Raw genomic sequence first — 23,985 nt, 5'->3', positions numbered from 1 at the left:
CACTTTACGATCAAATTCAGCTCATTAAAACTTTGAACCAGATTCGCGCCACGTGCTGGTTGCACGTGCAGATAGTGAATGCTTCAGAAATGTCGTTAAGGGCCCTGTCACCTAAGAGCATCAGAGGAATGAAGATCAATGTCGGCAGTGCGCAACAGTGCATTCCGGGCCCGTCATTGAAAAACTCGACGTCTGTCGGAGATTGCTGTGGAGTACCGCTAAACGTTGTGTTGTCTCTCAGTCGTCAGATATCCCAACCATGTCACCGACTTTCACCCGAACCAGATCCTGCGGTAGCGAGGCGACTTTTTCAGTACCGTTCAATTGCTCAGACTGTCGCTGGGCGACTTGCCAGAGGAGGCGGTCCTTTTGAACAAACTCATGCCTTCCTCGGTTAACGCTATGAGGCAACTTCTACCATCTGACGGTGAGGGGCTGATCGAAATCAACCCTCCCCGCTCCAGGAACCCGCCATTTTTCCCATCGCCGTGCGCTCGATATCGGGACGCTCAGCAAGAGTATTGATTGCAGCCGCCCCCATTTCATGGAGAGCTGCCAAGGTAAGGTACTGGGTGATTCGGAGACCCGATGGCTCAAGCTGAGCATCGTATAAGCGAGTGATCTGCCGACTCGCCTTCCTTATTGCGGAACAATTGCACTGATCGATACCTAACGATTGGCTAACCGGCAGCACCTCTATATTGACTCTCTGCTACTGATGATTACTTAAGCCCTTGCGTACTGGCTACGCATAGACATCTCGGTATTTTTCAATGAAAGCCTGCACGGACAACGCGGGCGTGCCGGTGCCCCTTTCCACTACGTCATTCACACCCGAGAAAACGCCCACTTAGTAGTCCTGAGCGACTTCAACCAGATGCCGTACCAAGGCTGGCGGAAACTTGTAATCCTGCGTCAGGCCCGCTGTGCAGCGGGGATTAAAAGCGTTCGAGGATCTGTAACGCTGCCGGCTGAACTGTTGGACTCCGGGTTTTCTCCTGAATAACGCATGGGTTTCGATCTTCGCAGCCCCCCATAGACGAATGTGTTTCTTGAGAACGACCGGTGACGCTTGGCAGAGGCACGTGAGCGGCAGTGAACGTCGGGGCCCGCGCGTGGAGTGATGATTCGGTATGCCTACAAGGCCAGAATAGATCCGCCTCAAAATTTGGCACAAATCATCCAGAAACAGTCAATTCTTACCTATGAAAAACACATAGAGTCGGTTTCGGCTAGCTCCTACTGGTGGATGCAAGATATCCGGTATCCAGACCCACCCCCAGTAGCGGCAGCCCAGGAAATCAGCCGTAGAAACCGACCTGTCGGGTCGGTTCGGAAAAGATCCAAATACTCACGGAGGAGGCTTTCTGGTTCGCCAAACGCGATGTGATACATCGCTTTATATGACGATAATAATTTAAATAACAAGCTCGCCATTGACAGTGACTAGGCTGGGTAGAAGTTCAAACCGAGGTAACGCGAGCGATGCCTTTTGCGACAAGCACTTCGCTCGGAATCACCCGGTTGCGAAAAGAAGCAGCCAGTCCCGTCCGTAGCTGTATCGGGCGCAGGCTAGGAGCCGGCAGGCCGCTAGTTCTCCTGTTGTTCAGCGATGTTGAATACCTCGGTCGAATGAAGACTGACGAGTGATTCCTTGGAGCTTGAAACGCACGGTACGCGAGGCGAGAGCCGCTAAAAAGCTGTTGAATTCATCGTTCGACAGCTCTCACTTTCTTGCAATCGTAGTGGCGATGAGTGCCACAAAAAAGGAGTACCTATGATTTCCGGATGGCTCTCGAGCGTTCTCGCCCGTCGTAACATTCACTACGGCTGGGCCATGATCGCGGTCACTTTCTTAACCGCCCTGATCAGTGCTGCATCGGTAGGTGCACCGGGTGTCTTCATTGTGCCGATGCAGATGGAGTTCGGCTGGAACACTGTGGAGATATCCTCCGCCCTTTCGATCCGTTTCGTGCTCTTCGGGCTGATGGCTCCTTTCGCCGCCGCACTGATGAACAGATACGGCTTGCGCCATGTCACCCTCACTGCATTGACGATCATTGTGGTCAGCCTATTGCTTTCGCTCGGCATGACGAAGGTCTGGCAACTGGTGGTCTTGTGGGGCGTCGCAGTCGGCATCGGCGCTGGCATGACAGCGTTGACGCTCAGCGCCACAGTAGCGTCGCGTTGGTTCAGTGCCCGTCGAGGCCTCGTGGTTGGCGTTCTCACCGCCAGTACAGCGACTGGGCAGCTTATCTTTATGCCGATTCTCGCAAGCATCACCGACCAATGGGGATGGCGCTGGGCTCTCGGTTTGATGTGCGTCATGTTGGTGATTGCTGCATTGGCGGTGCTGCTGGTAATGCGCGATCGTCCGAGTGATATGGGCTTGAGGCCCTACGGAGATGTCGGAACTGATCCGATCACTGTACCTACGTCAAGCAGCGCGTCGATCATCGCCGCCTCAATCAGCGCCCTGCGCGACGCCGCAAAAACCAAGGTGTTCTGGATCCTGTTCGGAACATTCTTCATCTGTGGCGCGACAACCAACGGCCTGGTGCAAGTTCACTTGATCCCGATGTGCGGTGACTTTGGTATTTCGCAGGTGAAAGCTGCCGGCTTACTCGCAGCCATGGGTGTATTCGATCTTGTCGGCACCATCGCGTCCGGCTGGCTGTCCGATCGCTTCGACAACCGCCACCTGCTGTTTTGGTATTACAGCCTTCGTGGTTTGTCATTGATCGTGCTGCCTTTCACTGACTTCTCGATCTACGGCCTTTCATTGTTCGCTGTGTTTTATGGCCTCGACTGGATCGCGACCGTTCCTCCAACCGTGCGTCTTGCGGCCTCCCGTTTTGGTGCGGAGCGCGCAGGACTTGTATTCGGGTGGATTTTTGCCGGTCATCAAATCGGTGCGGCCGCCGCCGCTTTTGGGGCCGGTTGGTCACGGGTAACACTCCTGAGCTACCTGCCTGCATTCTTTACGGGCGGTGCGCTTTGTCTGATTGCCGCGGTAGCCATCATGACGATCAGACAGCAGGAAAAGAAAATCGCAACGGCTGTCCAAGCTGCGAGTTGAACAACTCTAGATAGGTCAATTCATGCGGTTGGTGGCTCCGTTCGCGCCAACCGTTAGGGTTTCGAATTTTGACGCTTTTCGTTAAATCACCAGCTCAGGGAGGAGCACACACATTGAAATTCGGCGGCACATTCATCTTCATATAGGTACCTGCACATGAATACTCTTTTAACTCGCCGCAACGTGATCGCAGGTATGGGAGTGCTCGGCCTAGGCATTTTTGCAAGCTTCAATAGCTTCGCTTCGACCTTTAAAAACGGATGGGATTTGAGAGGTCAGGCTCGCGGACGCGAGTTCACCTTGAACGACACGCAAGGCAATCAAAAGACGCTGTCGAGCTATCAGGGCTCGGTCGCGATGATTTTTTTTGGTTTTACCCAATGCCCAGCTGTCTGCCCTATCACACTGTCCAAAGCCGCAAAAATCAAAAAACTTTTAGGTCCTGATGGCGATCGACTGAAGGTCGTCTTTATTACGTTAGATCCGGAGCGCGATACGCCAGCCGTCCTGGACGCCTATGTAAAAACTTTCGATCCAACGTTTGAGGCACTGTATGGAAGCCTCGAAGCCACGGCGGCAACAGCTGCAGAATTTGGCGTTATCTATGAAAAAGTCCCCCTCGGCGAGACCTACACCATTTCTCACACCGCAATGAGCTATGTCTATGACTCCAAGGGGACGCTGTGTCTTGGGTTGAGTCAGTCGCTCACGGAACAGGAATGCGCGGAAGATCTACTCACTGTCATGAAGGTCAGCTAATGAAATCTCAATCCTACAAAAAATCGCTCATCAAGCCTCTGGGACAAATCGTGGTACTTTTTTCTTTGCTGGGGATGGCCTGGCAAGCGAGCGCTCAGACCAAAATTGAAGACGCATGGATTCGGGCAACCGTGCCTGGGCAGCAATCGACTGGCGCGTTCTTGAAGGTGACGTCCAGTACGGACAGTAAACTGGTTAACGTTCAATCGCCGGCGGCAAAAATGGTCCAGATTCACCGAACGACCATGCAAAACGAAGTGATGCACATGGATCCCGTTGATTCGGTCACGTTACCTGCTGGCAAAACCGTCGTCTTTGACCCAAGCGGCTACCACGTGATGTTCATAGAGTTATCCGCCCAAGTGAAAGAAGGTGACAAAGTGCCTCTGACACTGACAGTGGAAGACGCTACCGGCAAGAAGGAGTCAGTCAAGCTGGACGTCGATGCACGAGCACTGAATGCGTCTGACAGCGACGACATGAAGTAACCTCTCCCCTTCTTACTCGACGAAATTCAATCCTGGTAGTCAGGCTACGATTGCCAGGATCTGCGGCAAAAAACTTACTGCGAATACTCAGCGATAGCCGAAATCCGTCTCACGCCCACGCAACTGAGAGCGCTTTACGCCCCCCTTCAGTATCTAGGGCACAGTAGAGCAGCGACGCCAACGAGTTTTCAGAAACAGCCCAAGGCTTTGATGCATCGATTAAGCGCTTTAACGCTACAGAGGGAGCTGCACGATAAGCAAATGCGCGAGTTCCAAACCCTGTTAACCAGTTAAGAATGTTTAGGGGCAATCATGACCACACCACGAATCTCCGCCTGCGTGTTTGATGCCTACGGGACTCTTTTCGACGTCCATTCTGCGGTCGCAAGACATGCCGATGAGTTGGGTAAGCACGCTCGCGAAATATCGATCCTATGGCGCACCAAGCAACTGGAGTATTCGTGGGTTCATACCCTGATGCGGCGCCATACAGATTTCTGGACGTTAACCGAGGCAGCGCTCGACTATGCCCTGGCTTTTTACAATGTGAAGAATGAGCGGCTAAAACAGACGTTACTAACAAGCTACCTGACGCTGGACGCCTACGCTGAAGTCCCAGCAGCATTGCACAGCCTTCGCGAAGCAGGCGTACGAACAGCGATCCTTTCGAATGGATCTCCCCGGATGCTGGAAAGCGCGGTTCGGTCTGCGGGTTTGGATATTTTGCTTGATGAGTGCCTTTCCATTGAGCAGGTACAAATCTACAAGCCGGATCCGGCGGCCTACGAGATTGCAGTAGCAGCACTGAATGTGTCGTCGACCAAAGAGATCGCTTTTTTCTCATCCAACGCTTGGGATGCCATAGGGGCTCATGCGTTCGGTTTCCACGCGTTTTGGCTTAATCGATCCAGGCAGCCCGAAGAATATGGGTTGTACGATAAGGCAACGAAGCTCGAATCATTGAGCGGCATAGCTTCGCGTGTGACTGCACAGATCCGCTAATTGATACGGAGGCAGGAGTCGGAGGAATCTGTCGGTGATTATTGTGCCCGGGTTCCCCCTGGAAGGCAGTGCGATAACTCAGTCGTTCGATACGACGCGCTCGATATCACCGACCACCATAGCAGCCAGCCCCTGCCGCAACGAGCTTACTTGTTCCGTGCCGTTCAACTGCTCAAATTGCCGTTGAGCCTCTTCCCATAGAGGCGCTGTTCTTTCAAACAAGTCTCGCCCCGCCTCGGTTAATTTAACCAGGCGACTCCTGGCGTCGGATGGCGAAGGACTGATCGAGATCAATCCATCGCGCTCCAGCAGGCCGGTCATTTTTCCCATCGCCGTGCGCTCGATGTCGAGCCGCTCAGCAAGGGTATTGATTGCAGCACTTCCCAACTCATTAAGCGCTGCCAGGGCAAGGTACTGAGTGATTCGAAGCCCCGAAGGCTCGAGCTGCGCATCATAGAAACGGGTGATCTGCCGGCTCGCCTTCCTAATGGCGGAACAGTTGCAATGGTCGATCCCTAGTGGTTGTTTCACCGGCAGCATCTCTACTTCCTCTTCACTACTGTTTGATTTTTTGTGCCCTGGGTATTCAGGTCACACATACACGTCGCGGTACTTTTCCACGAAGGCCTGCACCGACAGAGCGGGCGTACCGGTAACCTTCTCTACTACGTCGTTCTCACCCGCAAAGACGCCCTCACGGTAGTTCTGAGCAACCTCGACCAAGTGCTGCACGAGAGCCGGTGGAAACTTGTACTCGTGCTCCATCTTATGCTCGAACGCCTCGATTGATGTCGGTGCGTACTGGATTTCCGCGCCAAGCACTTCGCTCATGGCGGCGGCGATTTCGGTGTGGTTCATTTCGACCGGACCATGAAGGCTGTAGATCTTACCTTCGTGCCCCACTGGGTTGGCCAGGATATGGGCAATCACCCGGCCTTGGTCATCAGTAGCAATAGGCGCGTGACGGCCATTTTCAAAGGGGAACTCGATTTTTTTCTTGGCCCAGATTTCTTTTGCAAAGTGAGGATACGCCAGCCAGTCTGCGAAAAAAGTGGGGCGAAGATGCGTTGTCGGTACGCCTGACCAGTCGAAAACGCGCTCTGAGATCCAGTGATCCTGCGCCAGGTGACTTTTGGAATCGCGGCGCGCGGAGATCTGCGACATGTTCACGATTGCCTTTACCCCAGCCTCTTTCGCTGCCTGGGCAAAATAGGCTGCACCTTCGACGATCCCAGGTGCAAGTGGATAAAGGAAATAGGCCGAGCGAATTCCTTCCATTGCTGCACGAATAGCATCGATGTCGGTGAAATCGCCAATAGCAATTTCAACTCCGCGCTGGCGCAGAGCAGCAGCCCTTTCGTCGTCCGAACGCACGTAAGCGCGGACGCTCTTGCCCAATTTAAGCAGCTCATCGATTGCTGCTGCACCAGTTCGCCCGGTTGCACCGCTTACAAGAATATCCGCTGCGCTCATGTTCGTAGTCCTCTCAATTGATTGGAGCATATGCTCGTTGATTCACGGTAGGAGCATATGCCCCTATGTGGAATTCAAGATAGGTGCATACGCTCCTATTGTCAATTAATGATCATGCCCGTTCGGCGGGTCGACCAGTCTGGGGACCCCCGCTGCCTCTTTGCTACCGGACGCGTGGCCCTGTACTACATGGGGTTAAAGCCTATTTAGTGGCCGATACAATGGGTCCGCGAGCAGCATGCGACAGCGCACGAGGTCATCGATGTCAGTTAGCCAGCGAAATCAGGGAGTGTCGATATCGACTCCGATTATGTCGATATCGCCAATGGTTACCACAAACCTCCCCCCGTATTCTCAGTCTCAAGCAGGTAGCTCTAAAGCCCGCGGGTAGCTGTCGCGAGATCGGAGCGCAGACCCAGCGAGGTTCTCGGACCATTTTGCTTCGGCAGGACAGTAAAAAATCAAATCCCTACTTACAGCACTTTGCTGAATTGCAATAAGTAGTAGTTGCAACACCGTGACGAAAACGTCCAGGAGTTAAGAATGAAGATTGTGTCTAGCTCATCAAGCGCACTCGATGTTTCAGTCGGATCCGTGGAATGGGGAGAATCCACCAAAGGCATTCTCCGTGAGAGTGAACAAGTCCAGCTCATCGAAAATTTGAAGTACATATTTAGCCAAGAGAAACTGGATGCAGAACGCCACCGACTTGGCCTTCTGAATCCAAAGTACATTTCCATAGATGACCTTTTACCGCCTGATACCAAAATGGTCAGAGAGTCTCTAGCCTATGTTCAGGACTTGTATAAGCCGACTCTAATGCGACACTGCTGGCGCACCTACTACTTCGGATCAATGATCGCGTTGCACGATGGTATCGAATTTGACCGTGAACTAGGTTTCGCCTCGGCCATGCTTCACGACCTTGGCCTAACACCCACAGCTGACCCGCGACCGTGTGACTGTTGCTTCGCCGTCAACGGTGGCGTGCACGCACGAGACTTCCTGCTAGGACAGGGCTTCGCGCGCGCGCATGCCGATACGGTGGCGCACGCCATTGCAGTGCATCTTAATTATCACGTTCCGGCTGAGGAACATGGTGCAGAGGCATTCTTGGTTACGCGCGGCGCTATCTGTGATGTCTTCGGCACAGGTGTGTCACGAATGTCTCAACAATCAGTAAAAGATGTGCTTGCCAAGTACTCCCGAGACGAACTCTACAGCGTATTCAGCGCGAAAGCATTTGAACACCTCGTCGGCACGCGATTTGAAGTTTCGTTTAAGGCCGTGACAAGTGGGCTGGTGGAAACAGTTCCGCACGCACTTGATTTACCTCCTTTCGTTTAATCTGCTTACAGAATGTCCAGGCTGCGACTTACTTAGTTAGTAGTTCCCAGCTTGGCTTCTGCCCTTCCGAAACATCTTATAAGCCAACTGACGTTGTGATGATCTTAATCAGTGTTCAAAATACAAACGAGTTGGACGCTTACAAGGAAAAGCTCTGTGGATACTTGTCGAGCATGCGATAAAGCGGAGCGCAGCGAGATCGTCAGCAGTAGGCTAAGGGAGAATACTGTAGCGAGTCGCCTACCAGACCTTCACGTGCGTGGTTAGCACAGGCGAGATGTCAGGGACCCAAGCGCCGGGGTTTTCATCGATCGCCTAAAACAGCTTAACAATTAAGTAAATAGTTCAACGTTGCCGTTCCACTCCGAGCGAGAGTCGGCAACGGCCGCACCGCCATTTATTCGGCGGTCGAGGGCTGTTCAATGAGAGACGTGCAGCCACCTGGGGGCTGAAGACCACATCCAACTGCACGTAAATACGGCGACCAACAATGTCAGTCGCCGCTCTGAAATCAGGCCTTGGCCTGGTCAGGAATGTCGCTCACTACCTCAGTCAGTTCCAGCGTATCGATATTGTAGAAGAAGCCGTAGATCTTCACGTGCGCTGGCACCCCTGGGTTTGCTCGAACAACTCCGACATCGTATTTGAGCGAGGTCTCGAAATCCGAAATGCAGATGCTGTCATGGTCAAACGCCGAGGAAATATCGCTGCCGTGCTCATGTTTGAACGCGTCAATGATGCCTTCGTTGGTGAAAGACGTAGCACCGCAGAATGAGTGGTGCACAACCACTACCCTTTCGATGCCGAAGAGATGGACCATCGTAGCGATCGACTGCACACCTGCGACAGCACGACCACCAGCGACAGACACTGGGAATAAGGTCGTCGTATGTCCTACCCGATTTCCAGCTTCATCAAGAACGTTCTCGCCTGGGTAGACCTCACCAAAATGCTTGGCAACAACGGCCGGTATTTCCGAAGCACGTGGATCGAAGCAGTGGATGACGATGGTGTTGAGACTCACCGCCTTGGCGAAGAGCGGACGGAACTCCGCTTCGTTGTACCAAGGCTGTGCTTTGAAAGAGAAATCATTGAAGTTGGGCATTTTGTGTCTCCAGCGCTCTTGAATATTTTGTGACTGGGCCGAGCCAGTCAGCTAAAAGTACACAGATCTGTCTACTCTTTCAAGAAAAAGTAGACAGATCTGTGTACCCCTGCTACGGTGCAGGCTGGAGGATTTCCATGACGAATTTTGCTTCAAGTTTCAAAGACCTTCGCTTCGAGGACATTGCATCTCTCAAGCCACGGGATCGTATATTAAAGACGGCAATCATCCTCTTTAATGAACGTGGCGTGCACACCGTCGGAATTGATCGAATTATTGCTGAAAGCGGTGTATCGAAGAGAACCTTCTATAATTACTTCCCTTCAAAGGCTGATCTGATTGCTGCCTATTTGGATTTTTGGCATTGGCTCCGTTTTACGAACCTGAACAAGTTCGCCGCGCGAGTGAGTGGCGATCCAAAAGCCGAACTCTTGGCGATCTTTGATTTCCTTGAATATTGGTTTTCTGAACAAGATTTCAGAGGCTGCGCATTTGCTCGCGGCTTAAATGATTTCAACGATGACGCATCACAAACTTTACGCGCAAAGGTAGGCTTGCACTTCGATGAGTGGGCCAATTTCATCAAAGCGCGTTTGTCTCAGCTTGTGGAGCCAGACAGGGTAGAGATACTTCTCCCACAGTTTCTAAGTCTTATTACCGGCACAACCGTCGTTGCGCACGCTTCCGGAAACACAAATATTGCGCAACTGAACAAGCAAATAGCTATGGCGTTACTGAGTGACCGTGCAGTCTGATGCGTACAGACACGACCTATTAATTTACTCGAAGAATACTTGAGGTTAAGCCGCGCCGTTTCTCGATTTCACCTGAGTATGTCGCCGCGTGGTCATATTTGGTAATCGTCAAGAATAGCGCAGCCATAACTTTGCTTTGAGGGCCGAGAACTGGATGTGGGCCGCTCCGTCAAGCAAACAGCCGCACCAAGTTATCGGCAAGGTTTGGAGAAGTGCTGATGATACCTGCTTTGGGTCGACAGTCGCCCTCCCCACTGGCAGCTACCGCCGGCCCAGAACGCCAAGGTGCGACGGATATTGGCGACAATGTCCGCGGCGCGCCTCACACGATCGGTGAGAACGCCGGACACATCAAACAAGGCTTGGCCAAGCGGAGGGCCGAAGGCACACACTAATCAAGTAGCCCCCGACGTCCCGCCTGCAACAGCCTCTTTTGGACTTTGTGCACATGCAATCCGGAGCCAGTACACGCTGTTTGGCGCGAAGGATGGCCCCGTACGCCCAGTTCGTCAGATACAGCTCTCAAGCTATGTGCTCCTGGGTAAAATGGCATAATATGCCAATGATCGAAAAAACCTGTTTACCCAGAGCTGGAGCTAATTATGGCGACGCGAAACGTTGTGCTCACCCCTCACCAGGAACAGGTTATCCATGACCTGGTTCAGTCCGGCCGTTATCAGAATGCCAGCGAAGTGATGCGAGAAGGTTTGCGTCTATTGGAACAGCGCGTCGCCGAAGACACCGCCAAAATTGAGGCCCTGCGCCAGGCGACCTCGATCGGCATCATGGACCTTGAGCACGGGCGCTTTACTCAGTTGAACGAAGGGGATCTGGAGCACTACCTTGAGAGCTTGAGCCTGGAAGCAACCCTCCCCGCGCGTGAGAAACACTGAGCATGTCGCAGTATCGGATTTCCAACGCGGCGCGCGCCGACATTGTCGACATCCTCAGGCTCTCCCAGACGCAGTTCGGCGATCAAGCACGCCAGCGCTACCAGGCACTGATCCTCGCGGCGCTGCAAGCGATTGCCGACACGCCTTATCGCATTGGCAGCCACGACCGCGATGAGCTTGCACCGGGCCTTCGCAGCTATCACCTCATCTATTCACGCCAGCAGGCCAAACAAACCCATGGAACGGTCAAAAGCCCACGCCATATCGTGTTCTATCGTGTGGCAAACGACGACGTGATCGAGGTCGTCAGACTCCTTCATGACGCCATGGAAGTGCAGTTGCACTTGCCTAATGACTGATCACCGACCTAGCCCAAAGGCTTAACTGGCCATAAACAGCGAAGGTAAGGCGCCCCCTTTACATCGCAACCTGAGCGCCCTCGCTGCCAGCCGACTCGACGGCCAATTGAAGCGGGAGGTTCTGGCCCGACCGGACCCGAGACCCCACGACCAGAAACGCGATGTTCAACTTTGCGCACCACTTTTCAATGCTGAACAACCGCTTCTTAGGCGTTTTCCGTGGCCAGGCGCCTGGCATCACGCTCCATCTGCCTATGGACACGCGGATCGATGCCCCTAGCGACCAGTGCCCTCGTTTCATCACGCAGAGCACGAGCATCTCGTAAGCTAATTTCAGGATAGGTACCGAGAGAAATACGGGGTTGCTTATCCGCCCAGGAAAAGCGGAAGTGCCAGCACTTGGCGCCTTTCGTATTCACGAAAAGGGCGAGGCCGTTGTAGTCAGGGAGGGTGTAGTCCTTGGCGCGGGGTTTGGCGTGCCGGACTGCTGCATTGGTGAGAGCCATCGTACAATCTCCGTCTCGTTTGAATAGAGGAGATTTGTACGGTTTCCAGAGAGGCGAGTCCCACGGAAAAGTGATCTACCAAGCACCGGATTAATGTACTAAAAAATGTACTAAGAAAACGTGGATGGTGGTGTTTTCGAGTGGAGCTTACTGGAACTAAAAAAGAGGCCGAAGCCTCTTTTTTCAGTTTCTGCAGACTTCAATAGAAGCCTGTAGAACAATAATTGGAGCGGGAAACGAGACTCGTATCTGGCGTCCGACCCATTGAAATCTAACGGGTTTCTTTTCTTGCCGAAGCAGGAAAAAACTTAATTCTGGACTTGTTTTTGAAGTATTTCAAGATCCAAGTCTGGTATGACACCAGCGTTGGAGTGGATCAATCACTGCACGCCGCATTCGATGCCCGCGCCGTTTACGCGGGGCTGACCATGGACTTCTAAGGGACATAGGTCAGGGAGCGTTATCGCAGGATGATCCTCCTCTTGGCAGACCTATCGGCGGTTGTCACCTTCTGCCGGTACAGTCTTACCCCCTGAAAGCACCGTCAATGGAATGCTCCATGAGCTCCTGCATTCGTATCAGAGCAAGCGCAAACCCAGCTGATTTCTTCGATGAGGTTATTCCAGAGGAGGTCTTGACCTGAACGGTTGGCGGTTGGAGTGATCAATACAAGGCCTGGGACGCTCCCGCCTGGTTCGAAAATGTGAGTTGACGGCCTCTCTGTTACCCTGAATGGGCTTCTCGCTTCTGTTTCCAGCGCTGGTGTCGAGATCCTGAAACACATTTCCCCACAGAACCGACCTGGCTGGTATCGTTCTCGACGATCAGCTTGATATCGCCGAGTTCCTCCTTGGGAGGCGGCGAGCGCAAGCCGTCGAAGAGGTTGCGGGCAGGCGTCGCGGCTTGCCGACGCTGCAGCTGCGCAATGCCTGCCCTGATGGCGCTCAGCGCGGCTGAAGACGCAGCAGTTTGCCATCCTGTTCGTCGGTGAGCACGTAGAGCAGGCCGTCAGGGCCCTGCCTGACATCCCGAATGCGGGCATGCCCGTCCTCCAGCAACTTGTGCTCGGCCACGACCTTACCGTCTTTCAGTTCGATACGGTCGAGGTAACCGAACTTGAGCGAACCGACGAAGAGATTGCCCTTCCATGCCGGCCCATAACGGTCGCTAGTCAGGAAGGCCATGCCGGACGGCGCGATCGAGGGCACCCAGTAATGCAGCGGCTGCTCCATGCCGTCCTTGGCGGTCAGGCCGTCGCCAATCTTCCCGCCGCCATAGTTTTCGCCGTAGGTGATGACCGGCCAGCCGTAGTTGCGCCCCGCCAGCGGAACGTTGATCTCGTCGCCGCCCTGCGGACCGTGATCGTTCATCCAGAAGCGGCCGTCCGGACCGAGCGTAGCGCCCTGGCTATTGCGATGGCCATAGCTCCAGATCTCCGGCAAGGCACCGGCGCGGTCGACGAAAGGGTTGTCGGCCGGTACCGCGCCGTCCTTCTGGATGCGCACCACTTTGCCCAAGTGGTTATCGAGTTCCTGCGCATCCTCCTTCCGGCTGTAACGCTCGCCCAACGTGACGAAAAGCGTCCCGTCCTTCGCCTCGACGATGCGGCAGCCGAAATGCGCGGAGCTGCTCACCTTCGGTCGCTGACTGAAAATCACCTGCAGGTTGTCGAGGCGCACCATGTTGCTCGACAGCGTCGCGCGTGCCACTGCCGTGCTATTGCCCGCGCCACCAGCGGCCGGTTCGGAAAAGCAGAAGTAGACCATGCGATTCACGTCGAAAGCACTGTCGGTCACGACATCCAGCAGCCCGCCCTGCCCGCCTGCCGCGATCGCCGGCAGCCCCTCAACCGGCGGGCCGATGCTCCCATCGGCACCAACCACCCGAAGCCGGCCCGGCCGTTCTGTCACCAAGTAGCGATTTGCCGGCAGAAAGGCCACTGCCCAGGGATTCTCCAATCCGGTTGCCACCCGCTCAGCCCGCACCTCGGCGGCCAGCGCGCTGACAGCAAAACCCATGGCAAGAAATGCTGGGACCAGAACCCACTCAAGTTTCAGATTCATGTCTGTTCCGATGGTTGATTTGACAGCCGCTAGCACACCCTACGAAGAAAGATATAAATTAGTAAATCTTTGCGCTACGCATGTGCATCCAGATATTTCTCTGCTTTTGCGATCCCGTTCATGCGCCGAAGTTTCTGTATCGTGAAGGCGCCCCCCTGCGTCCGAACGCCAATGGCGGGAGGCTTCGACGCCAGGTGTTTAGGCACGGCACCTTAAGTCGGCGGCTCGCTGAACTTGGCGACGAACATCTCTATGAAGCTCGGTGATCCGGCGAGGGTCAGCGTCACTTCGTGCCAGCCTCCCAGCCCGACGGTCACTGCAGGTCGTGGTCCCACAGTACATGCCCACTGAGGTATTTCATCTCGCCCCACCGAGAACGCGCGCGCCACGGCGCCCGTGGTAACGGAGCCTGCGTCAGTCAGCGCACTTGGTCACGACCCTGCCGTCGACCGACGGATGTACCGGAAATGGCGCCATGGTCTCGAACACGCCGTCGCGTCGCACCAGCGCGTGGAACAGAGCGGCCCCGAGGTGCAGCAGGATCAGCGCGAAGAAGCAGAACGAGAGGAACTTGTGAGCGTTCCACAGCCAGCTGTGCAGGCCGGCGTCGGGCGACACGATGGCGGGCAGACGCAGCCCGGCGACGAGCACCGGGTAGTCCGCCGCCGACAACATGGCCCAGCCAAGCAAGGGCATCGCGAGCATCAGCACATAGAACGCGACATGCGAGAGTTTGGCGGCGAGCTTCATCGGCTCGGGCATGTCACGCGGCAGCGGCGGCGCACCAAGGCGCCAGCGGACGATCAGGCGCAGCACCGCGAGCACGAGGATCGCAATGCCCAACGGCTTGTGGATCGAGACCAGCATCAGGTACGCGGGCGTGATCGTCGAGACCATGCCGACGCCGATGAACAGCATCACGAGGATGCAGATCGCCATGCCCCAATGAAGCGCCCGCTGTAACGGCGCGAATTGCTGGTTGACTTGGCTCATGGCTTGGCTCCGGCGGTGGTGGTGGACGGGGTGCGCGGATAGTCTTTTTCTTCGGCGGTCCGGCGGTTGTACGAGACCGAATAAGCGGCCGAACGTGCGGCGGGGAAAGGGTCGTCGGATGTGCGCATGCCGGCCGGCAGCACGGTGGGATCGAAGTTGATGTCGCGGCATGAGCCATCGGCCTCGGGCTCAATTTTCGTCACCGACAGGGTGCCGACGCCGACGCTGCGGCGATCTTCCGGCCAAACCTTGCTCGGGTCGGCGGTCGGGTCGCCCGGGTCGGCGACCATGACCGTCATAGCCCAGCGCTGCGTCGCCTTCGCGACGCGCTCGGTGATGTCTGCCAGCAGGAAATCGGGCTCGCGCTTCTTGAGTTCGTCGCCCGAGACCAACACAGGTTTGGCGGCCGGCTTAAAGGACCAGCGCACGGCCTGGTCTTGGCCCTGCGCGTTGGTGAAGACGAAGCTGTTGATGCCGTTGTAGCGGTCTTCCGCGTACGAGCTGGTGAACGGCGCGCTGCCGGCCCACTGGCTAAACGCGCCGATCTCGGGGTGCACAGCGGCGAAGCTCTTCAACGCATCCGGATGGCTCTTGTCGGCGGAAGCCACCTGCAAGTCGTAGAAGGCCTGCGGCGTCGCGACTGGGAAGAACGGCGCATTGATCATTGCGGAACGCCACTCCTGGCCGTCGGGCGTTCGGATGCGCAGGCTCAGGGAGCGCACGCGCGCGCTGCCATCGGGCGCCTTGAGGTCGGGCGAGGCGAGGTTGAAGCGGCCGGTCACAGGATAGGTGCCGGCGGCGAACATCTGTGCCTTGGACAAATCGCTGCCAGTGCCGTTGGCCTCGAAGGTACCAGTGAAGCAGATACCCTTGGCATGGGCGCGGCGGAAGCCGAGCGCCGGTCCGGCGGGCGGCGCCAGCACCTCGACGATCTTGGTCGGCGTGAGGCGTGCGGGTGTCAACCAACCGGCTGTGTATGCGAACGCGGCGCCGACGGCGACAACCACCGCCGCGATCAGTACGAGCGGCCCGAGAAAAGACTTATTGGAGTGAGGATGTCGCTCGTTCATCGAAATTTCTTCCGGAGTGCGGGGTGGAGAGTTCTGTAACGAATTTAACGCTTTACTCTAAACCTTGTGCGAAGTCGCTACGGCGCTGAAGACTTCTATACGCACCGACCAGCAACATTACGTTGCCGCCGGCCGCGCGGCTCGGCGAAGAAGCAGTACAGGTGGCGACGATCCTATTCCCCCAGGCAAAACTGCACAGCGAGGTGATGGTGAATCTGCATCCGGGCTCCAGAGTGATGCTCTGCGACGCGTTTTGTCTGCACCCCCTCAACGGGGTGCCGGCTTCTTTGATTTCTACCGTGCCGACCTGAAAGTACGCTGGCCGGAGATAGCTTGGCGCTTAATGGGCAAGACATACTGCGGCAAATGCCGAGTGTCAGTCATGCCTTCCAAACGCTGGCGACGTTTATGCTCGTAGATCAGGGCTTGCCTGTCGAAGCGCCGAAAAGTACCTGCGTATGCCCTTCCCGCTCATCCCGATCTGGGGATCAGCGCATTGCCCAACGATTGCGGGGTTGCAATCACTTTGCCAGACTGGCAATAACCGCACTGTGCCACTTGGTGTTTGCCCCAAGAGGCGACGACGCGTTGGCCAACATCATCCTGCTCTATCGCCTCAATCGTGGTGATCTTGCGGCCGTATATACCTGCAATGAGGATGACACAGGAACGCGCCACAACGCCGTCGATCAAGACGGAACAAGCGACGCACTGAGCGAGACCACACCCGTAATCCCCATTGCAGGTATAGTTTGTTCCCGTCATACCGATTTCGTCACGAATCACCCACAGCAGCGGCTGTGTCGCCCTCAGCTTCGACCTGATAGGTCTTATCGTTAATCTGAAGCTCCATAACTCTCCAGCCATCTTGGCTCTAAAAAGCGCTATTAGCGAGGCGTCGCGTAATCGCTATCTATACATGGTTTGAAAGTATCACGAGCTTAGTGGGCTCAATCATGCAGCCACGTGCTAGGCCTTATGAATAAAAGTACGCAATACAAGAAATCACCGCGCATCGATGGCACATCAACACAGTGATTTAGTGCCCGCTCAACTACGAGCGAGCACGACTCACAACTAAGCAACATGCTTGAGACGAATACCGTTACCGATTCAGGGCTTTGCATTTTTTCTTTTGGAAAAACCTACCAGCCCACAACCTGGATGAAGTATTACTTTTCGGTCAGCGGCTAATTTTTCAAATGGTCTCTTGCCCCTACAGACCTGAAGAACGGGTTTAGAAGCAGCTTCAGCAGGAAGCTGCCGGAACGGAAACAGAGGTTGTGATCTCTCTTTCGACGCAGCCCAACAAGCCTTGACCAAACAAGCTTTCACGTCCGTTAAGCACTTGGCCGATTTCCTCTACAAGGTCTCGTCCATCGCCTGTCCCAGACCGAGTCACTCGAATCGGCTACCAACGCAGCCTGCGGCGGGTTTTCCGCCGGTCATATAGCGAGGCTGAGCTGATGCAGGCGGACCGAATACTTCCATGTACGGGACTCGATGATCAATGGTCATCGCAGCGTGGTGATATGTCATTCGAACAAGCATGAACTCATCGGGGTAGTTTTCCATTTCGAACCGCCTGGGACTTGGGGGCGCGATTATCCAATAGCGTGCATAGATGCTTGCAATTTCATGGGATGTTTTGGGGCAGTGACAGGCATACATTAGCTGGCAAAGCCGATCCCGACGGGCGACGTCATTCACGAAACATGTTCCCCATGGTTCTAAAAGCCTATGACGCTGACGACAAGCCCCCCGCTGCTCGACGGGTATTCAGGCTGGCAGGAACAATCTCAACTACATGTAAGGCACGCACATGCAACTGACACAGGAATGGGACAAGACTTTCGCCAAGAGCGACAAGGTGGACCATAAGAAGATCACCTTCACGAACCGCTATGGCATCACCCTGGCGGGCGACCTGTACCAACCGAAGAACGCCAGCGCAAAGCTGGCAGCTATTGTCGTCTGTGGCCCGTTTGGCGCGGTGAAGGAGCAGGCCTCCGGGCTTTATGCGCAAACCATGGCCGAGCGCGGTTTTGTCACGCTGGCCTTCGATGCATCCTACACCGGGGAAAGCAGCGGTGAGCCGCGCAACGTCGCCTCGCCAGACATCAACACCGAGGATGTGAGCGCGGCAGTTGATGCTCTTGGCCTGCAACCCTCCGTTGATCGCGAGCGGATTGGCGTCATCGGCATCTGCGGTTGGGGTGGCATGGTGCTGAATGCCGTGGCCTTGGATAAGCGCGTCAAGGCGGTTGTCGCCAGCACCATGTACGACATGACCCGCGTCATGTCCAAGGGCTACAACGATAGCGTAACCCTCGAACAGCGCACGCAAGGGCTCGAACAACTGAGCGCACAACGTTGGGTCGACGCGGAAAATGGTGCCCCTGCTTACCAGCCCCCCTACAACGAACTGAGGGGTGGGGAAGCGCAGTTCATGGTCGATTATCACGATTACTACAGCACGACCCGCGGACACCATCCGCGCGCGGTCAACTCGGGCAACTCGTGGACGATCACTACACCCCTGTCGTTCATGAACATGCCGATCCTGACCTACATCGCGGAAATTTCTCCACGCCCGGTCCTGTTCATCCACGGTGAAAACGCCCACTCGCGCTACTTCAGCGAAACCGCTTACGCGGCCGCGGCGCAGCCGAAGGAGCTGATGATCATTCCAGAGGCCAGCCACACCGATCTGTATGACCGTGTGGACGTGATTCCTTTCGACAAGCTGACGACCTTCTTCACGCAGCACCTGGCCACGGCGGCACGCGCCGCTTGACGTCTTGAGGCAGTCGCATCCAGGCGGACAATGCATCTGGATGCGACTGAGCGGGATGACGCGCCCTACGGTATGGATTCATGCCACTCAGCACTTCTGACTTTCCAGTGAGGATCGCAACCAGAACTGGCAATAGGCCACTCGCTGAGGAGCATCTGCGCCATATTGCTGCGCTAATTCGCGCTCGAAACCTACGAATTCAAGTGCAGGCGCGGCAACGCGTCTGGCCCATTTTTCGCATTGCAAAGGAGAACAACATGCAGGGCAAAACCGTTGACGTCGGTACAGGCGGCGCTCTCTCCTCTCTTGGCGCTGCAAGCCGTAGGCATTCCTGGCACCGGCGGGCCATGCAACAGCTTGGAATGCCGTTGCTTCTCCTTGCACTGTGCAGCGGCCATCCTGCCCACGCCGCCAGCACTGCGCTGCCCGTGGCCGCTGAGCAGGATGTCACTCAAGCACCCAAGAAATCGGATGAATCACGCCTGTGGATGACCGTCGGGGAACGTCGCTTCGCCATCACACTGGCCGACAACGAGGCCACTCGCGCATTCGCCGCCACGCTGCCGCTGACACTGGACATGGAGGACCTCCACGGAAACGAGAAGAAAAAAGAGCTGCCTGACGCGCTGCCCACCAGTGAGAGCCGGCCCGGCACGATCCGCAACGGAGACCTTATGCTTTGGGGATCGCGCACCGTGGTCATCTTTTACAAGACCTTCGACTCAGCTTACTCATACACCCGTCTAGGCCGCGTGGACGATCCGACTGGCCTGGCCCAGGCGCTCGGCCGTGGCGATGTTCGGGTGGTGTTCTCCCAAGAGCAGCGTGCGCTGACAAAGTAGTCGCCCCACGCTCAACACCGACCTGAGATACCGCCTCATCATCTGCTGCGTCTCCTTCGCAGCCAGAATCCAGAGAGAGAAATCATGATCAAAGGCAAAGTAGTCATCATCACCGGCGCATCGTCCGGAATCGGCGAGGCAACCGCCAAGCTGCTCGCGAGCAAAGGCGCCAAAATCGTGCTCGGTGCGCGACGCGAAGACAAGCTCAAGCAGATCGCGGACGAGATTCTCCTGAGCGGTGGACAGGTGGTTTATCAGATGCTGGACGTGACAAAGCAAGAGGAAAACGACCGCATCGTTCAACTGGCCAAAGAAACATTCGGCCGTGTGGACGTCATTTTCCTGAACGCAGGGCTGATGCCGAACTCGCCGCTGTCCGCCCTGAAGACCGAAGACTGGCACCAGATGATCGATGTCAACGTGAAAGGTGTTCTGAATGGCGTAGCGGCCGTGCTGCCCGTGTTCCTGGCACAGAAGTCCGGGCACGTGATCACCACCTCGTCGGTGGCGGGGCTCAAGGCCTATCCGGGCGGCGCCGTCTATGGCGGTACGAAGTGGTTCGTGCGCGACTTCATGGAAGTCTTGCGCATGGAGTCCGCCATGGAGGGCAATAACATTCGCACCGCGACGATCTACCCGGCCGCAGTCAACACTGAACTGCTGGCGACAATCAGCGATAAGCAGGCGCTAGACCAGATGCAGGGCATCTATGACAAGTACGGCATTTCTCCAGACCGGATCGCCAACGTTGTCGCCTTCGCAATCGACCAGCCCGATGACACGACAATCAACGAGTTCACAGTTGGCCCCGCGAACCAGCCTTGGTGAATGCATTGCAGTCACGCAAGGCGTCCGACAGCCCACCACTGCCCTGATAAGGAGCTCTCATGAAGACCGTAGCACTAGGATCAACCGACACTCGGGTTCCCAACGTCGTCGCGGGCATGATGCGCATCGCCGGCAGCACCGATGACCAGATCCGCGCGCTCTACACCACGGCGCGCGAATCGGGCATCAATTTTTTCGATCACGCGGACCTCTACGGATTCAACCATCCCGGCGGTGGCCCGCATTTGTGCGAGCGCCGGTTCGGCGAGGCGCTGCGACTAAGCAGCGCTGAGCGCGAGCAGATCTTCCTCCAGTCCAAGACCAGTATCGTTGACGACCCGTGGCACTATGATCAGTCGTACGAGCACATCGTGGAATCGGCCGTGAGGTCGCTGAAAGCGTTAGGTACCGACTACCTGGATGTGCTGCTGCTGCACCGTCCCGACGCACTCGTAGAGCCGGAAGAAGTCGCCCGCGCGTTCGACCATCTGGAGTCCACCGGCAAGGTTCGCGCGTTCGGCGTTTCCAACCATACTCCCCGTCAGATCGATTTGCTCAAGACGGCCGTGACTCAGCCGATCCTGGCGAACCAGGTCCAGCTTTCGGTGACGCATTCGACGATCGTCGCTCAGGGCCTGTCGTCGAACATGACCGGCTTCGACGACTCAATCACTCGTGACGGCGGCGGCATCGTCGACTATGCGAGGATCAACAAGATCACACTGCAGGCGTGGTCTCCATTCCAGAAAGCTTTTCAGGATGGGGTGTTCTTCGACTCTCCCGACTACCCGCAGCTGAATGCCGAACTCAAACGATTGGCTGAGAAGTACGACGTCACTCCGACCGCAATCGCAACAGCCTGGATCACCCGTCACCCCGCCGGCATCCAAGTAGTGCTGGGTACCACGAGACCCGAGCGCCTCGTCGAGGCAGCCGCGGGCTCGAATATCCCGCTCACCCGCCCCGAATGGTACGGGCTTATCCGAGCGGCTGGTCACAACGTTCCCTGAACTGCCCGGCCGTCGAAAGCGGCGCCCGTCTCCTGATGCGAGCCTCTCGCCTCTCCTGACTCGAGTTCCGCTTGGATCATGCCCGACGAAGCGTAATGATCGAAATTTCCCGCGGCACACCGATACGCAAGGGTAGCCAGTGGCCGAGTCCCGAGGTCACATCAAGAGACGCTGCGCCATCACGATAGATTCCATGCATATAGTCGTAAGCGACGATTACTGGCCGCCCGAAAAGTCGTACCTGTCCGCCGTGTGTATGGCTGGACAGGGTCAATACCGCACCACGCGAGGCAGCAATGGGAAAGAACTCAGGATGGTGCGACAGCGCAATGAGCGTATCGCCAGGCGACGCCTCGGCGAACGCCAGGTCTGCGAACCTGCGCATGGCAGCATCCTGCTCGTCCCGCGGAAGCATGTGACGTCCATCCGAGGCGAGCGGGTAATCTACGCCAGCAATGCGCAACGGCACGCCGCGCGGGTGCACTACGACACTGTTGTTGATGAGTACCTGGATACGAGGGTCGCGCGCACGCAAAGCGGCGACTACGGCGGCTTCGTTAGGGTACTTGTCATGATTTCCCAGGATGGAGAGCACAGGCAGCGCGTCACTTCTCTCCAAAGCGTCCAGCGTCGGCTCCAGCTGGCTGAGATCGTCGATGAGATCACCCGTAATCGCCAGCAAGTCCACCTTACGCGAATTGACGATGTCGATGGCCTGGGCAAAGTCCTCGGGCACGATGAAAGGCCCGATGTGGACATCACCTATGTTAGCGACCCGCAGTCCGTCCAAACCTTCGGGCAGACCGTTCACATGGACCACTTCTTCGCGAACCACTGGGCCTCCGACGGTGCCGAAGCTCACACCAATCCCAACGATCAGTGAAACTGCGACGAAAGTCAGAGGAACGCGCATGCCGACGGTCGAGCGCCGTCCAAGAAGGCCACGCGCAACAAGAAACAGCCCGACGGGCAGAGTCAGGAACAAGGCCGTCAGCACCGCACCGACCCACGCACTGACCAGCCAGCGACCGGCTTCGCTCCATCCACCTTTGAGTTCGGGTAGACACCACCAAATAAGGTGTACCGCGGCAGCCAATACGCAGAACGCCACGATGCAACCCCGCTTGCGGGCGGCGCGACCAGTCACCAGGAGAAACAAGCCTATGATGATCGTCAACACAATCGAACGAACGAACACAAACTCGTAACTCATAGCCGACTCACTCCGTTTCTATAGCGAGGGTCTTGGCGGGACCCTCGCCCTACTCTCTCAACGCATCTGCAGGATGATCGGGTTGCTGCTGGCCGGATTGGTTCGCTCACGCAGTTCCTTCACCTCGTCAGCCTTCACTGCGCCTCCCTGATTACCCCATGACGTGCGAACGAAAGTCAGTACATCGGCGACTTCCTGATCAGAGAGTTGGTTGCGGTACGGGGGCATGCGATACGAATCCGGAATGCCATTGGCAACGACACGTTCGGAACCGTTCAAGGTGGCATTGATGCTCGTAGCGCTTTCCTTCACCATCGACGAAGATGCGCCTGCCAAAGGAGGTATCCATGGCGCCTGCCCGCTGCCGTCACTGCCGTGGCAACTGCTGCACTTGGCCATATAGTTGGCTGCCCCAGGTGTCGACAAGGGTGGTGATTGTTCAGCCGCCAGTGTGGCCGATGGCTTCCATGGCGGCCCGTCACGCTTTGGGTCGCCCGGCAACGACACCAGGTAATGCGCAATGGCTTTCAGGTCCGGGTCGGACATGTATTGCGTCGAGTTGTTGAAGACTTCCGCCATAGTGCCCACGACCACGCTGTGAGCGTTACGTCCGGTCTTCAGGTAGTCGACGATTTGCTGCTCACTCCAGCGACCCAATCCAGTGTTCGGATCCTGGCGCAGGCTCGGCGCGTACCACCCATCGAGCAGCGAACCGCTGAGGAAAGTAGCGCTGCTTTCATCCAGCGACTTCTCGTTCATCGTCAAGCTTCGTGGGGTATGGCAACTACCGCAATGCCCCGCGCCCTGGACGATGTAGGCGCCGCGGTTCCACAGCGCATCCTCTGACGGCTTGGCCTGATAGGCATCGTCATCGACAAACGCGGTATTCCACAAAGCCAGCGGCCAGCGCATGTTGAGCGGCCAGGGGATGTGGCTTTGCTGATTCTGCTGCTGCGCCGGCTTAACGCCGGCCATGAAGAACGCATAAAGCGCCCGCACATCATCATCGCTGAGCTTGGCATAGGATGGATACGGCATAGCCGGATACAGCCTGTGTCCGTCAGCCGCGACTCCGCTGCGTACTGCGCGATCGAAGTCGGCCAGGCTGTAGTTGCCGATGCCCGTTTGTTTGTCCGGGGTAATGTTGGTGGCATAGATCGACCCCATCGGGGTCGCCATCTCTAACCCACCGGCAAACGGCGCACTTTTTGGCGTGCTATGGCAGGCCACACAGTCGCTCAGCCTGGCAACATATTCACCGCGTTGGACAAGTTGTGCATCTGTCGACGGGGGAGCTGTCTCATCAGCAAAAGGCGAAGATGGCGTGCGATTGACAAACCAGCCCAAGCCAGCTGCCACGACGATGCCTGCTGGCAGCAGATACTTTATAGTTTTATTCACGA

At 56.2% G+C, this 23,985-nt stretch carries 21 protein-coding genes and 1 pseudogene; 12 read left to right on the top strand and 10 right to left on the bottom strand.

Annotated features, from left to right (window positions below; genetic code table 11):
- The first annotated feature begins 1,777 nt into the window (after positions 1-1,777).
- The 4 genes from AC1RL4_RS01080 to AC1RL4_RS01065 all read left to right on the top strand — a co-directional run bounded on the left by AC1RL4_RS01080 (position 1,778) and on the right by AC1RL4_RS01065 (position 5,328).
- Positions 1,778-3,079: an MFS transporter gene (locus AC1RL4_RS01080; protein ID WP_493118909.1), complete on the top strand. Its 1,302-nt coding sequence runs from the start codon at positions 1,778-1,780 to the stop codon at positions 3,077-3,079.
- Positions 3,080-3,235: 156 nt separating this feature from the next.
- Positions 3,236-3,838 carry an SCO family protein gene (locus AC1RL4_RS01075; RefSeq protein WP_461771757.1) on the top strand — a complete coding sequence of 201 codons (603 nt, stop codon included), beginning with the start codon at positions 3,236-3,238 and terminating at the stop codon, positions 3,836-3,838.
- On the top strand, positions 3,838-4,326 hold the full coding sequence (locus tag AC1RL4_RS01070; protein WP_461771758.1) for a copper chaperone PCu(A)C: 489 nt from the start codon (positions 3,838-3,840) through the stop codon (positions 4,324-4,326). The genes AC1RL4_RS01075 and AC1RL4_RS01070 overlap by 1 nt, the downstream gene beginning before the upstream one ends.
- 312 nt (positions 4,327-4,638) lie before the next feature.
- Entirely contained in the window at positions 4,639-5,328 is a 690-nt protein-coding gene (locus tag AC1RL4_RS01065) for a haloacid dehalogenase type II (RefSeq protein ID WP_429571066.1), read from the top strand.
- A gap of 78 nt (positions 5,329-5,406) precedes the next feature.
- Here AC1RL4_RS01065 and AC1RL4_RS01060 read toward each other — a convergent pair whose 3' ends face one another.
- Both AC1RL4_RS01060 and AC1RL4_RS01055 read right to left on the bottom strand, forming a co-directional pair.
- The gene (locus tag AC1RL4_RS01060) at positions 5,407-5,868 is read right to left on the bottom strand and encodes a MarR family winged helix-turn-helix transcriptional regulator (RefSeq protein ID WP_008071425.1); all 462 of its coding nucleotides are present in this window, start codon (positions 5,866-5,868) and stop codon (positions 5,407-5,409) included.
- 51 nt (positions 5,869-5,919) lie between these two features.
- Complete coding sequence (locus tag AC1RL4_RS01055) at positions 5,920-6,801, bottom strand: NmrA family NAD(P)-binding protein (protein WP_008071423.1); 882 nt, start codon at positions 6,799-6,801, stop codon at positions 5,920-5,922.
- A 543-nt stretch (positions 6,802-7,344) separates the two neighbouring features.
- On the opposite strand from AC1RL4_RS01055, the gene AC1RL4_RS01050 reads away from it, so the two are divergent.
- Positions 7,345-8,148 carry an HD domain-containing protein gene (locus tag AC1RL4_RS01050; protein ID WP_461771760.1) on the top strand — a complete coding sequence of 268 codons (804 nt, stop codon included), beginning with the start codon at positions 7,345-7,347 and terminating at the stop codon, positions 8,146-8,148.
- Between the two features lie 511 nt (positions 8,149-8,659).
- Here the strand turns inward: AC1RL4_RS01050 and AC1RL4_RS01045 are convergent.
- A complete protein-coding gene (locus tag AC1RL4_RS01045) occupies positions 8,660-9,253 on the bottom strand; it encodes a carbonic anhydrase (RefSeq protein WP_193861952.1) in 594 nt (197 codons plus the stop codon).
- Positions 9,254-9,390: 137 nt separating this feature from the next.
- On the opposite strand from AC1RL4_RS01045, the gene AC1RL4_RS01040 reads away from it, so the two are divergent.
- The 3 genes from AC1RL4_RS01040 (at position 9,391) to AC1RL4_RS01030 (ending at position 11,260) form a co-directional block, all read left to right on the top strand.
- Complete coding sequence (locus tag AC1RL4_RS01040) at positions 9,391-10,008, top strand: TetR/AcrR family transcriptional regulator (RefSeq protein ID WP_461771761.1); 618 nt, start codon at positions 9,391-9,393, stop codon at positions 10,006-10,008.
- Positions 10,009-10,610: 602 nt separating this feature from the next.
- Entirely contained in the window at positions 10,611-10,901 is a 291-nt protein-coding gene (locus tag AC1RL4_RS01035) for a type II toxin-antitoxin system ParD family antitoxin (RefSeq protein ID WP_461771762.1), read from the top strand.
- Positions 10,902-10,903: 2 nt separating this feature from the next.
- On the top strand, positions 10,904-11,260 hold the full coding sequence (locus AC1RL4_RS01030; RefSeq protein ID WP_461771763.1) for a type II toxin-antitoxin system RelE/ParE family toxin: 357 nt from the start codon (positions 10,904-10,906) through the stop codon (positions 11,258-11,260).
- Positions 11,261-11,466: 206 nt separating this feature from the next.
- On the opposite strand, the gene AC1RL4_RS01025 is transcribed toward AC1RL4_RS01030, so the two are convergent.
- The 5 genes and pseudogenes from AC1RL4_RS01025 to AC1RL4_RS01005 all read right to left on the bottom strand — a co-directional run.
- Entirely contained in the window at positions 11,467-11,766 is a 300-nt protein-coding gene (locus AC1RL4_RS01025; RefSeq protein ID WP_320394168.1) for an Arm DNA-binding domain-containing protein, read from the bottom strand.
- A gap of 944 nt (positions 11,767-12,710) precedes the next feature.
- Complete coding sequence (locus AC1RL4_RS01020; RefSeq protein WP_304576086.1) at positions 12,711-13,829, bottom strand: PQQ-dependent sugar dehydrogenase; 1,119 nt, start codon at positions 13,827-13,829, stop codon at positions 12,711-12,713.
- Between the two features lie 414 nt (positions 13,830-14,243).
- A complete protein-coding gene (locus AC1RL4_RS01015; RefSeq protein ID WP_095058179.1) occupies positions 14,244-14,822 on the bottom strand; it encodes a cytochrome b in 579 nt (192 codons plus the stop codon).
- Positions 14,819-15,892: a catalase family peroxidase gene (locus AC1RL4_RS01010; protein ID WP_048393018.1), complete on the bottom strand. Its 1,074-nt coding sequence runs from the start codon at positions 15,890-15,892 to the stop codon at positions 14,819-14,821. Before AC1RL4_RS01010 ends, AC1RL4_RS01015 begins: the two co-directional genes overlap by 4 nt.
- 516 nt (positions 15,893-16,408) lie before the next feature.
- Positions 16,409-16,745, bottom strand: a pseudogene (locus AC1RL4_RS01005) ((2Fe-2S)-binding protein); the annotation flags it as partial.
- A gap of 969 nt (positions 16,746-17,714) precedes the next feature.
- Here AC1RL4_RS01005 and AC1RL4_RS01000 point away from each other — a divergent pair.
- The 4 genes from AC1RL4_RS01000 (at position 17,715) to AC1RL4_RS00985 (ending at position 21,369) form a co-directional block, all read left to right on the top strand.
- The gene (locus AC1RL4_RS01000) at positions 17,715-18,689 is read left to right on the top strand and encodes an alpha/beta hydrolase (protein WP_095058178.1); all 975 of its coding nucleotides are present in this window, start codon (positions 17,715-17,717) and stop codon (positions 18,687-18,689) included.
- A gap of 257 nt (positions 18,690-18,946) precedes the next feature.
- Entirely contained in the window at positions 18,947-19,531 is a 585-nt protein-coding gene (locus AC1RL4_RS00995) for a cyclophilin-like fold protein (protein ID WP_231983783.1), read from the top strand.
- Between the two features lie 84 nt (positions 19,532-19,615).
- The gene (locus tag AC1RL4_RS00990; RefSeq protein ID WP_304576085.1) at positions 19,616-20,359 is read left to right on the top strand and encodes an SDR family oxidoreductase; all 744 of its coding nucleotides are present in this window, start codon (positions 19,616-19,618) and stop codon (positions 20,357-20,359) included.
- 59 nt (positions 20,360-20,418) lie between these two features.
- Positions 20,419-21,369, top strand: coding sequence for an aldo/keto reductase (locus AC1RL4_RS00985; RefSeq protein ID WP_048393012.1), 951 nt, complete (start codon positions 20,419-20,421; stop codon positions 21,367-21,369).
- A 76-nt stretch (positions 21,370-21,445) separates the two neighbouring features.
- Here the strand turns inward: AC1RL4_RS00985 and AC1RL4_RS00980 are convergent, their stop codons facing one another.
- Both AC1RL4_RS00980 and AC1RL4_RS00975 read right to left on the bottom strand, forming a co-directional pair.
- A complete protein-coding gene (locus AC1RL4_RS00980) occupies positions 21,446-22,582 on the bottom strand; it encodes a metallophosphoesterase (protein ID WP_095058176.1) in 1,137 nt (378 codons plus the stop codon).
- A gap of 57 nt (positions 22,583-22,639) precedes the next feature.
- Positions 22,640-23,983, bottom strand: a complete 1,344-nt coding sequence (locus AC1RL4_RS00975; RefSeq protein WP_048393010.1) for a c-type cytochrome — start codon at positions 23,981-23,983, stop codon at positions 22,640-22,642.
- Positions 23,984-23,985 lie beyond the last annotated feature (2 nt).

This window comes from Pseudomonas sp. GW822-FHT07A10, assembly GCF_058798795.1.
The sequence above is the reverse complement of the archived record's forward strand: the minus strand, read 5'-3'. Positions and strand labels throughout refer to the sequence as shown.

Coding starts and splice junctions, on each gene's coding strand:
- AC1RL4_RS01080 (WP_493118909.1), top strand. CDS start 1,778: ATGATTTCCGGATGGCTCTCGAGCGTTCTCGCCCGTCGTAACATTCAC.
- AC1RL4_RS01075 (WP_461771757.1), top strand. CDS start 3,236: ATGAATACTCTTTTAACTCGCCGCAACGTGATCGCAGGTATGGGAGTG.
- AC1RL4_RS01070 (WP_461771758.1), top strand. CDS start 3,838: ATGAAATCTCAATCCTACAAAAAATCGCTCATCAAGCCTCTGGGACAA.
- AC1RL4_RS01065 (WP_429571066.1), top strand. CDS start 4,639: ATGACCACACCACGAATCTCCGCCTGCGTGTTTGATGCCTACGGGACT.
- AC1RL4_RS01060 (WP_008071425.1), bottom strand. CDS start 5,868: ATGCTGCCGGTGAAACAACCACTAGGGATCGACCATTGCAACTGTTCC.
- AC1RL4_RS01055 (WP_008071423.1), bottom strand. CDS start 6,801: ATGAGCGCAGCGGATATTCTTGTAAGCGGTGCAACCGGGCGAACTGGT.
- AC1RL4_RS01050 (WP_461771760.1), top strand. CDS start 7,345: ATGAAGATTGTGTCTAGCTCATCAAGCGCACTCGATGTTTCAGTCGGA.
- AC1RL4_RS01045 (WP_193861952.1), bottom strand. CDS start 9,253: ATGCCCAACTTCAATGATTTCTCTTTCAAAGCACAGCCTTGGTACAAC.
- AC1RL4_RS01040 (WP_461771761.1), top strand. CDS start 9,391: ATGACGAATTTTGCTTCAAGTTTCAAAGACCTTCGCTTCGAGGACATT.
- AC1RL4_RS01035 (WP_461771762.1), top strand. CDS start 10,611: ATGGCGACGCGAAACGTTGTGCTCACCCCTCACCAGGAACAGGTTATC.
- AC1RL4_RS01030 (WP_461771763.1), top strand. CDS start 10,904: ATGTCGCAGTATCGGATTTCCAACGCGGCGCGCGCCGACATTGTCGAC.
- AC1RL4_RS01025 (WP_320394168.1), bottom strand. CDS start 11,766: ATGGCTCTCACCAATGCAGCAGTCCGGCACGCCAAACCCCGCGCCAAG.
- AC1RL4_RS01020 (WP_304576086.1), bottom strand. CDS start 13,829: ATGAATCTGAAACTTGAGTGGGTTCTGGTCCCAGCATTTCTTGCCATG.
- AC1RL4_RS01015 (WP_095058179.1), bottom strand. CDS start 14,822: ATGAGCCAAGTCAACCAGCAATTCGCGCCGTTACAGCGGGCGCTTCAT.
- AC1RL4_RS01010 (WP_048393018.1), bottom strand. CDS start 15,892: ATGAACGAGCGACATCCTCACTCCAATAAGTCTTTTCTCGGGCCGCTC.
- AC1RL4_RS01000 (WP_095058178.1), top strand. CDS start 17,715: ATGCAACTGACACAGGAATGGGACAAGACTTTCGCCAAGAGCGACAAG.
- AC1RL4_RS00995 (WP_231983783.1), top strand. CDS start 18,947: ATGCAGGGCAAAACCGTTGACGTCGGTACAGGCGGCGCTCTCTCCTCT.
- AC1RL4_RS00990 (WP_304576085.1), top strand. CDS start 19,616: ATGATCAAAGGCAAAGTAGTCATCATCACCGGCGCATCGTCCGGAATC.
- AC1RL4_RS00985 (WP_048393012.1), top strand. CDS start 20,419: ATGAAGACCGTAGCACTAGGATCAACCGACACTCGGGTTCCCAACGTC.
- AC1RL4_RS00980 (WP_095058176.1), bottom strand. CDS start 22,582: ATGAGTTACGAGTTTGTGTTCGTTCGTTCGATTGTGTTGACGATCATC.